We start from the raw sequence: 8,043 nt of genomic DNA, 5'->3' as shown, positions 1-8,043 counted from the left end.
CTGTCGACACCGGCCAGGTCCATCAACTCGTCCTGAGTAAGCCACGTCCGGTCTGCCGAGAACTGACCACCAACCCGCCAACCTTCAACCGCATACCGCTCCATTCGATGTCCCGTTCAATCGGGTAGGGGGCTATTGCCCGCGACATCGTGATCGTCACTGGGGAGCTCATGTATCGCCGAACCGGCACTGCGGTGGCAGTTTATGAAACATTCAGGCTAGAAGTCCGCGCGCGCGTCGCGCGATTTTTTCGTCTCGACATCCAGGTCCGGCAGGCTGCCAACCAAGCTTACTCACGGGCGCTCAAGGCTGCCGCCGCCACTGCCTCGATATCAATCCGTTTCAAGCCCTGGTTGACAATCTTGCGCACGCGCTCGCCTTCGGCGTTGGAGCGAAAGCAAATGTAGAGTCGCTTCTCTTCCAGCAGGCGGGGATGGAAACGCAGCGTCGGCGCCACGGCGCGCAGGTCGGCGTCGTTGAGGATCAGGTGCTCGTACACGCGCCGGTCGATCAATACCAGCGGCACCCGCCTGGCGGCCAGCTTGCGCAGGTTTTGCTTGTCGTTCACCGCAGTATCGATCATTTGCTTTCCTTGGCGCACCCGCGTATCGAACTCGCTTGTATTGACATAACCTTCGACGACGCCGATCCGGTACTTCGACAGGTCGGCCACGGTTTCCCATTGAACCGGTGTGTCCGCGCGGTAGGCAAAGCCGAGCGGACCGCTGCCGATCGGGTTGGATACGAGAAAGTCACGTGCCAGCCCGGCCGAGAGGTATTCGGGGTAATACCCGGCAAAGGGAGAATCGTGTTTGATCAGGGCGATCGCCCGGGTCCATGGAAAGTAGTGAACTTCCAGGCGATAACCCATGCTGGCAAGCGCGGCGGCGATGACCGCCGTCGTCACGCCTTGCCGCGGCAGCGACGCTCCAGTGTAGGGAGGCCATTCGAGCGAGGAGAGCCGGATGACGCGGCTGGCATCGGCCAGCGGCGGGGGCGCGCGCGTAGCGCCTGTCGCGCCGCTACAGAACAGCATGGCCAAGCCACAAGCCCAGGCCGAAAAAACATGTACGCCCGCTCGCATCATAGGCACCACGGATCAGGACAACGGTATGTCAATACGAAATCATACACCCAAACAGTGAAATTTTCCTTGGGGAAATTCCATTTCCCTGGATAACTGGCCCGCAGCATCCCCTTTTTGTTGCGCAAGCCTGCGCAATGCGGTCAGTCGACACATTTTCAACCCGGCTGTAGACGCGACCAAGTAGACTCGTAGCCCCTGCCTACCCTGGAGTCATCAATGATGAAAATGCTTGCAGCGGTCATGCGCGTGGCCGCCCTGGGACTGATGAGCGCCTGCGCCACCCCGGCACCGGACGAGCCGGCACTGCTGCTCATCGATGGGTCGCGCCTGCCGCCGGTCAACGTCAGCATGACCGTGCCGAACCTGAGTCACTGCACCGACAGTGGCGACCAGACCCTGAGATTGAACGCCCAGCAGCCGGTCACGGTGCTGGTCCATGGCTGTTTCAGCTCGGCCGGGCGCTACCGTGGAATGGCCCAGGTACTGGCTTTTCACGGCCAGCAGACCGTGTGTTTCAATTACAACGACCGCGACAGCCTGCTTCGCAGTGCCGCCCAGCTCGACACCGCACTCACCGGGCTGGCCCGGGGTTTGGACAAGCAGCCCATTACCGTCCTGGGCCACAGTCAGGGCGCCCTGATCGCGCGCAAGGCGATGTCCATCGGCCAAGCCGATGCCATCGAGGGCAAGGATGGGTCGCTGCGCCTGGTGACCGTATCGGGACCGTTCGGCGGCATTGCGGCGGCGCGCCATTGCGGCAGCCGCCTGTGGAAGACCCTCTCGCTCGGACTGGTCGGGCCGATCTGCCAGATCGTCACGGGCGATAAATGGTCGGAAATTACCTACACCTCGCCGTTCATCGTCGATCCACCCCCGCTCGATCCGCGCGTGACGGATTTTCTCAAGATCGTGACCGATGAAGGCGGCAGCTGCCGGCGCATGAGCCAGGGCGCTTGCGTGGAGTCGGATGCGATTTTTTCCCTGGCGGAACAACGCAACCCGGCGATTGACAACGATCCGCGGGTCAAGATCGTGGAGGTGAAGGCGGGTCATGTCGAGATTGTGGGCAACAATCGCGACGGCCCGGTGAAGCTGATCGCCGTATTGCAAGAACAGGGGGTGATCAAGCCGACCGCGCCGGAACAAAAGGAGAAGTTCGGCCTGTTGCTGACCCGCTTGTTCGGCGAAGCGGCCCGCTAAGCCTCGGCTGGCGAAGCTGAGCATGTCCTCTAATCTCTTGCGCTTTTCCAGGGTTTGGCGTGCAAGCTGCGCTAAGATTCTCATCCTATATTTCAGCCACCCCAGGAGATACGATGAGTTTGCAGGAACAGTTTGACCAGGCCTTGGCCGATTCCAAAAATCTGCCCGAGCGTCCGGATAATCAAACCTTATTGAAGATTTACGCGCTCTACAAACAAGCATCGGCCGGCGACACCGACGGCAACCGTCCCGGCATGACCGATTTCGTCGCCCGTGCCAAGTACGATGCGTGGGATGCCGTCAAGGGCACGTCCAAGGACGAGGCCATGCAGCAGTACGTCGACCTGATCGACGAATTGAAGGGCTAAGAGGCTGAGAGTCTTTCGATCATGCCCGCTCATCACGCCAGAAAGCGCCCGCTCGTCGTTGCAAATGCTCGCCATAGCCCGAGCTATGGCTGTGCTTTGCGCCTAGCTCGGCCACTCTCTGGCGCGCTGCTCGGGCACGCCCGAAAAACTCTCAACCTCTGACCGGCCACCCCGGCGCGGCCGCGTCAGGCTGCGCCGAAGACCGCTTTCATCTTTTCCGTCACTTTCGCCTCGATTGTCGACGCGAACGCACTCATCAGGAATCCCAGGCGGATATGCATCGCCACCCGCTGCGCTTCCAGCGCCAGCGATCCGTGCACGCCGCTGCGCTCGAAATGGAGCACGTCGCCCTGCCACGCACAGGTCAGGCCATATTCGGCGGCAATCTTGTCGGCCACTTTCTGGGCCGCTTCGCGCGCCTTGATCGGTGTCAGGCTATGCTCCTGAACGATGCTGATGTCAGCCATGACTTTCCTTGTTGTGTTTTTCGCGCACATGATACCTTGTTGAGCTCGCCCCGCCTAGTTCGGCTCCGCCCGCTGCCGCTTCCCGTCCTATAATGCTTCTCGGCTACTTTTTATCGGAATGACATGAGCGACATGCAACTCATCGCCGCGGTCCTGTTCGGGCTCGCCCTGGCGCACACCTTTGCCGCCAAGAGTTTCGAGCGTTTGGCCGACCGCTATCCGCGCCACGCCGGGCTGTTCCATTTCTTCGGCGAAGTCGAGGTCGTGTTCGGCCTGTGGGCGCTGGTGCTGATCCTGGCCATGGCCTTCATGGTCGGCGGCAAGGAAGCGATCGCCTATGCCGAATCGCGCACCTACACCGAACCGCTGTTCGTGTTCGTGATCATGGTGGTGGCGGCGTCCAGGCCGGTGCTCGAAGCGATCCGCGCCGTCATCGCCACCCTGGCGCGCCTGGCGCCGCTGCGCACCCCGATGGTCAATGTGTGGCTGTGCCTGTCCCTGGTGCCCCTGCTCGGCTCGCTCATCACGGAACCGGCCGCCATGACCCTGGCCGCGCTGATGCTCGCGCCCCAGATTTTTCGCAAGGACATGCCCGAGTGGCTCAAGTACGCCGCCCTGGGCGTGCTGTTCGTCAATGTGTCGATCGGCGGCACGCTCACCTCCTTCGCCGCGCCGCCGGTGCTGATGGTGGCCTCCACCTGGCACTGGGACAGCGCCTTCATGGCCTCGACCTTCGGCTGGCGCGCCGCCATCGCCGTGCTGATCAACGCGACCGTGGTGACCGTCATGCTGCGCCGCCACATCGTCGAGGCGCCCGCGCCGGCGCCGGATGAAGTCAAGGTGCCGCTGCTGGTGAGCGCGATCCACCTGGCCTTCCTGGCGGCCGTGGTCGGCTTTGCGCACCATCCGGTCATCTTCATGGGCCTGTTCATGTTCTTCATCGGCTTCACCCATGCCTATGAAAAATACCAGAATCCCCTGATCCTGAAGGAAGGCTTGCTGGTCGGCTTCTTCCTGGCCGGGCTGGTGGTGCTGGGCGGCATGCAGCAGTGGTGGCTGCAACCGATCGTGTCAAGCATGGGGCCGACCGCCCTGTTTTTCGGCGCCACCGCGCTGACCGCGATCACCGACAACGCCGCCCTCACCTACCTCGGCTCGCTGATCGGCGGCTTGTCCGACCAGGCCAAGTACATGCTGGTGGCCGGGGCGGTGGCCGGCGGCGGGCTGACCATCATCGCCAACGCCCCCAATCCGGCCGGCGCGGCGCTGGTGCGCGATGGCTTCGAGGACGAATCGATTGGCGTGGCCGGGCTGCTGGCGGGCGCGCTGCCGCCAACCATCGTGGCGATGATCATGTTCCTGCTGTAGCCCGATTTGGCGGCTCGCTTGCGCTGCGTCAAACCCGCGCAGCGTTATCAGGGCGACCATTTCTGTTCAGTTCGCTTGAATTGGCAGGAAAACAAGTCTTGGTTTTTGAGCAAGCAAGAGCGCATTTGCTTATGTGGATTGTGTATAAGCCTCAATTGTGGGAACAAGCGAATTGCCTTAAAATACAGTGCTTTGCTATGGTTGGCGTTAGCCCTGCCACCGGCCCGCAGCACCCTTTTCACTGATAGGACTGTTATGACCCACGTTGTCACCGAATCGTGCATCAGCTGTCGTTACACCGATTGCGTCGATGTATGCCCGGTAGATTGTTTCCGGGAAGGCCCGAATTTTCTGACGATCGATCCGGACGAGTGCATCGATTGCGCTGTGTGCGTGGCCGAATGTCCCGTCAACGCCATCTTTGCGGAAGAAGATGTGCCGGCCGACCAGCAGCAGTTCATCAAGATCAACGTTGAACTGGCGCGCGCCTGGCCGTCCATCACCAAGACCAAGCCGGCCCTGCCCGACGCGGAACAGTGGAAAGACGTCCAGAACAAGATCGATCAGCTGATCCGTTAAGCCAGCCAGCAGCCCCGCCGGACCGCCCTCGCGGCCCGGCGCCAGGGTTCGCGCCAGCAAGATCGTCTCCATCGTGGCACACTGTCGGCCATTCGCAGCAACGCCCGATGCAGCGCTGCAAGCTGCAACCCCACCCCAAAATCAACAGGAAGTAAGCGCATGACTATCATCGCCAACCACGAAGCAGGCAGCGTCGCTGCCAATAGTTCCTTTGCCGGCGCCATCGAGTCCGATGCCGTGATCATCGGCGCAGGCCCGGTCGGATTGTTCCAGGTGTTCGAGCTCGGCTTGCTGGAAATTAAGGCCCATGTGATCGATTCGCTGCCGGCCGTGGGCGGGCAGTGCGTGGAACTGTATCCCGACAAGCCGATCTACGATATTCCCGCCGTGCCAGTGTGCACCGGCCAGGAACTGACCGACAACCTGCTCAAGCAGATCGAGCCGTTCGAGCCAACCTTCCACCTGAACCAGGAAGTGACCGTGGTGCAGCGCCGTGAAGACGGCCGCTTCAACGTTGAAACCTCGACCGGCACCCAGTTCATCACCAAGACCATCTTCATCGCGGCCGGCGTCGGTTCGTTCCAGGCGCGCACGATCAAGGTCGACGGCATCGAAGCGTTCGACGGCACCCAGGTGCACTACCGGGTCAAGGATCCAAGCCAGTTCGAAGGCAAGAACCTGATCATCTGCGGCGGCGGCGACTCGGCGCTGGACTGGGCCCTCAATTTCGTGGGCAAGGCCGAATCGGTCGTGCTGCTGCACCGCCGCGAAGACTTCCGCGCCGCGCCGGCGTCGGTGGCGAAGATGAAGGCGCTGTGCGAAGCGTACGAAATGCAGTTGATCATCGGCCAGGTGACCGGTTTCGATGAAAAGGACGGCAAGCTGAGCGAAGTCAAAGTGACCGGCGCCGACGGCGTGACCCGCCGCGTACCGCTCGACATGCTGCTGGTGTTCTTCGGCCTGTCGCCGAAACTCGGCCCGATCGCCGAATGGGGCCTGGACATCGAGCGCCGCCAGCTCAAGGTGCAGAACACCGAGAAGTTCGAAACCAATGTGCCGGGCATTTTCGCGGTGGGCGACATCAACACCTATCCGGGCAAGAAGAAGCTGATCTTGTCGGGCTTCCACGAAGCGGCGCTGGCTGCCTTCGGCGCTGCGCCGTACATCTTCCCGGACAAAAAAATCCACATGCAGTACACGACGACCTCGCCGAAACTGCACAAGATTTTGGGTGTCGAGACGCCGACGTTCGACTAAGCGCTACCCTTGTCGTTCCCGCGAAGGCGGGAACCCAAGTTCGTGCCAAAGCCCAAGGCTGCACTGCCAACTTGGGTTCCCGCCTGCGCGGGAACGACGGCGCTTAAGTCTTACCGCCACAACAATGCCCCGCTCAGCCGGGGCATTTTTCATGCTGCGTTAGGTAGCTCATAAACGAAACGCGCCGTTGTGTGATAAAACGGTGTATCGAACACGCTTGGCTTGCCTGAAACTGACAGCCGCGTAATTTCCAACAAGAATTGCAAATTGCAGACCGGCCTTTCAAATGGCCTATAATTAATCAGCACACCTTACGCAAACGATTGCAAGGCAACGATTACAACGAAGGAATATGTATGCTTTACCAATTGCACGAGATGCAACGCTCATTCCTGACACCACTGATGCAGTGGGCCGACGCCTCATCCAAACTCTTTTCGAATCCGGTGTCCCCGTTCGCGCACACGCCGTTCGCGCAGCGTATCGCCGCTGGCTACGAGCTGATGTACCGACTCGGCAAGGATTACGAAAAACCGGCTTTCGACATCACATCAACCGTCATCGACGGCGAAACGGTCGGCATCGTGGAGCAGGTCGTCCAGACCCGCCCGTTCTGCCGCCTGCTGCACTTCAAAAAAGACTTGAACGACAAGGCGATTGAAAAGCTGGCCCAGCCGAAAGTGCTGCTGGTCGCGCCGCTGTCGGGCCACCATTCGACCCTGCTGCGCGATACCGTGCGCGGGCTGCTGACCGGCCACGACGTGTACATCACCGACTGGACCGATGCGCGCATGGTGCCGCTGACCGAAGGCGCGTTCCACCTGGACGACTATATCTACTACGTGCAGGATTTCATCCGCCTGCTGGCACCCGATCTGCATGTCATTTCGGTGTGCCAGCCGACCGTGCCGGTGCTGGCGGCGATCTCGCTGATGGCCACGGCCAAGGATCCGCTGCTGCCGAAAACCATGACCATGATGGGCGGCCCGATCGACCCGAGCAAGTCGCCGACCGCGGTCAACGACCTGGCCATCGAAAAGCCGTTCTCGTGGTTCGAAAACACCGTGATCTACGCGGTGCCGGCCAACTATCCGGGCTTCGGGCGCAAGGTATATCCGGGCTTCCTGCAGCACGCCGGCTTCATCGCCATGAACCCCGGCCGCCATGCGCAGAGCCACCGCGAGTTCTACAACCACCTGGTGGCGGGCGACGACGAACCGGCCGAAGGCCATCGCCAGTTCTACAACGAGTACAACGCGGTGCTCGACATGCCGGCCGAGTACTACCTCGACACCATCAAGACGGTGTTCCAGGAACACCGCCTGCCAAAAGGCACGTGGACCGTCGGCGGCAACCTGGTGCGTCCGCAGGACATCACCACGGTGGCGCTGTTTACGGTCGAAGGCGAGTTGGACGACATCTCCGGCGCCGGTCAGACCCAGGCCGCGCATGATCTGTGCAGCGGCATCCCGGCCGACATGCAGCAGGACTTCGTGGCGCCGAAATGCGGCCACTACGGCATCTTCTCGGGCCGTCGCTGGCGCGAGGTGATTTGCCCGAAGATCGGCGAATTCATCCTGAAGCACGGCTGATTTTCCGCTCCCTCCCAAAAATGCCGCACGCGGGTTACGTCCCGTGTGCGGCATTTTTTTCGTCCCTGGCGGCGCGCCGCGTGGCTCCGCGCGCGCTGAGGATGGCGGGCGGCGACTATAATGTC

At 61.4% G+C, this 8,043-nt stretch carries 8 protein-coding genes; 6 read left to right on the top strand and 2 right to left on the bottom strand.

Annotated features, from left to right (window positions below; all coding sequences use genetic code 11):
- Positions 1 to 289: 289 nt before the first annotated feature.
- The gene (locus F0185_RS25775) at positions 290 to 1,042 is read right to left on the bottom strand and encodes a substrate-binding periplasmic protein (RefSeq protein ID WP_167229321.1); all 753 of its coding nucleotides are present in this window, start codon (positions 1,040 to 1,042) and stop codon (positions 290 to 292) included.
- Between the two features lie 261 nt (positions 1,043 to 1,303).
- On the opposite strand from F0185_RS25775, the gene F0185_RS25770 reads away from it, so the two are divergent.
- Positions 1,304 to 2,287 carry an esterase/lipase family protein gene (locus tag F0185_RS25770; protein WP_223164579.1) on the top strand — a complete coding sequence of 328 codons (984 nt, stop codon included), beginning with the start codon at positions 1,304 to 1,306 and terminating at the stop codon, positions 2,285 to 2,287.
- A 113-nt stretch (positions 2,288 to 2,400) separates the two neighbouring features.
- Positions 2,401 to 2,655, top strand: a complete 255-nt coding sequence (locus tag F0185_RS25765) for an acyl-CoA-binding protein (RefSeq protein ID WP_167229320.1) — start codon at positions 2,401 to 2,403, stop codon at positions 2,653 to 2,655.
- A gap of 185 nt (positions 2,656 to 2,840) precedes the next feature.
- On the opposite strand, the gene F0185_RS25760 is transcribed toward F0185_RS25765, so the two are convergent.
- A complete protein-coding gene (locus F0185_RS25760; RefSeq protein ID WP_166893071.1) occupies positions 2,841 to 3,122 on the bottom strand; it encodes a polyhydroxyalkanoic acid system family protein in 282 nt (93 codons plus the stop codon).
- Between the two features lie 123 nt (positions 3,123 to 3,245).
- Between F0185_RS25760 and F0185_RS25755 the strand changes: the two genes are divergently transcribed.
- From F0185_RS25755 to F0185_RS25740, 4 genes are all read left to right on the top strand, one after another.
- Positions 3,246 to 4,490: a putative Na+/H+ antiporter gene (locus tag F0185_RS25755; RefSeq protein ID WP_167229318.1), complete on the top strand. Its 1,245-nt coding sequence runs from the start codon at positions 3,246 to 3,248 to the stop codon at positions 4,488 to 4,490.
- A 255-nt stretch (positions 4,491 to 4,745) separates the two neighbouring features.
- Entirely contained in the window at positions 4,746 to 5,069 is a 324-nt protein-coding gene (gene fdxA, locus F0185_RS25750) for a ferredoxin FdxA (protein ID WP_166879954.1), read from the top strand.
- Between the two features lie 159 nt (positions 5,070 to 5,228).
- Positions 5,229 to 6,326, top strand: coding sequence for an NAD(P)/FAD-dependent oxidoreductase (locus tag F0185_RS25745; RefSeq protein WP_187362653.1), 1,098 nt, complete (start codon positions 5,229 to 5,231; stop codon positions 6,324 to 6,326).
- A 356-nt stretch (positions 6,327 to 6,682) separates the two neighbouring features.
- Positions 6,683 to 7,918 (top strand): polyhydroxyalkanoate depolymerase, encoded by a 1,236-nt coding sequence (locus F0185_RS25740; RefSeq protein ID WP_167229316.1) that lies wholly within the window; start codon positions 6,683 to 6,685, stop codon positions 7,916 to 7,918.
- Positions 7,919 to 8,043: the final 125 nt, after the last annotated feature.

Origin of the sequence: Massilia rubra (assembly GCF_011682065.1) — a bacterium.
Classification (GTDB): domain Bacteria; phylum Pseudomonadota; class Gammaproteobacteria; order Burkholderiales; family Burkholderiaceae_D; genus Telluria_A; species Telluria_A rubra.
The sequence above is the reverse complement of the archived record's forward strand: the minus strand, read 5'-3'. Positions and strand labels throughout refer to the sequence as shown.

What these genes read in the sequence shown, in the direction of transcription:
- F0185_RS25770 (WP_223164579.1), top strand. Translation starts at nt 1,304, where the DNA reads ATGATGAAAATGCTTGCAGCGGTCATGCGCGTGGCCGCCCTGGGACTG.
- F0185_RS25765 (WP_167229320.1), top strand. Translation starts at nt 2,401, where the DNA reads ATGAGTTTGCAGGAACAGTTTGACCAGGCCTTGGCCGATTCCAAAAAT.
- F0185_RS25760 (WP_166893071.1), bottom strand. Translation starts at nt 3,122, where the DNA reads ATGGCTGACATCAGCATCGTTCAGGAGCATAGCCTGACACCGATCAAG.
- F0185_RS25755 (WP_167229318.1), top strand. Translation starts at nt 3,246, where the DNA reads ATGAGCGACATGCAACTCATCGCCGCGGTCCTGTTCGGGCTCGCCCTG.
- fdxA (WP_166879954.1), top strand. Translation starts at nt 4,746, where the DNA reads ATGACCCACGTTGTCACCGAATCGTGCATCAGCTGTCGTTACACCGAT.
- F0185_RS25745 (WP_187362653.1), top strand. Translation starts at nt 5,229, where the DNA reads ATGACTATCATCGCCAACCACGAAGCAGGCAGCGTCGCTGCCAATAGT.
- F0185_RS25740 (WP_167229316.1), top strand. Translation starts at nt 6,683, where the DNA reads ATGCTTTACCAATTGCACGAGATGCAACGCTCATTCCTGACACCACTG.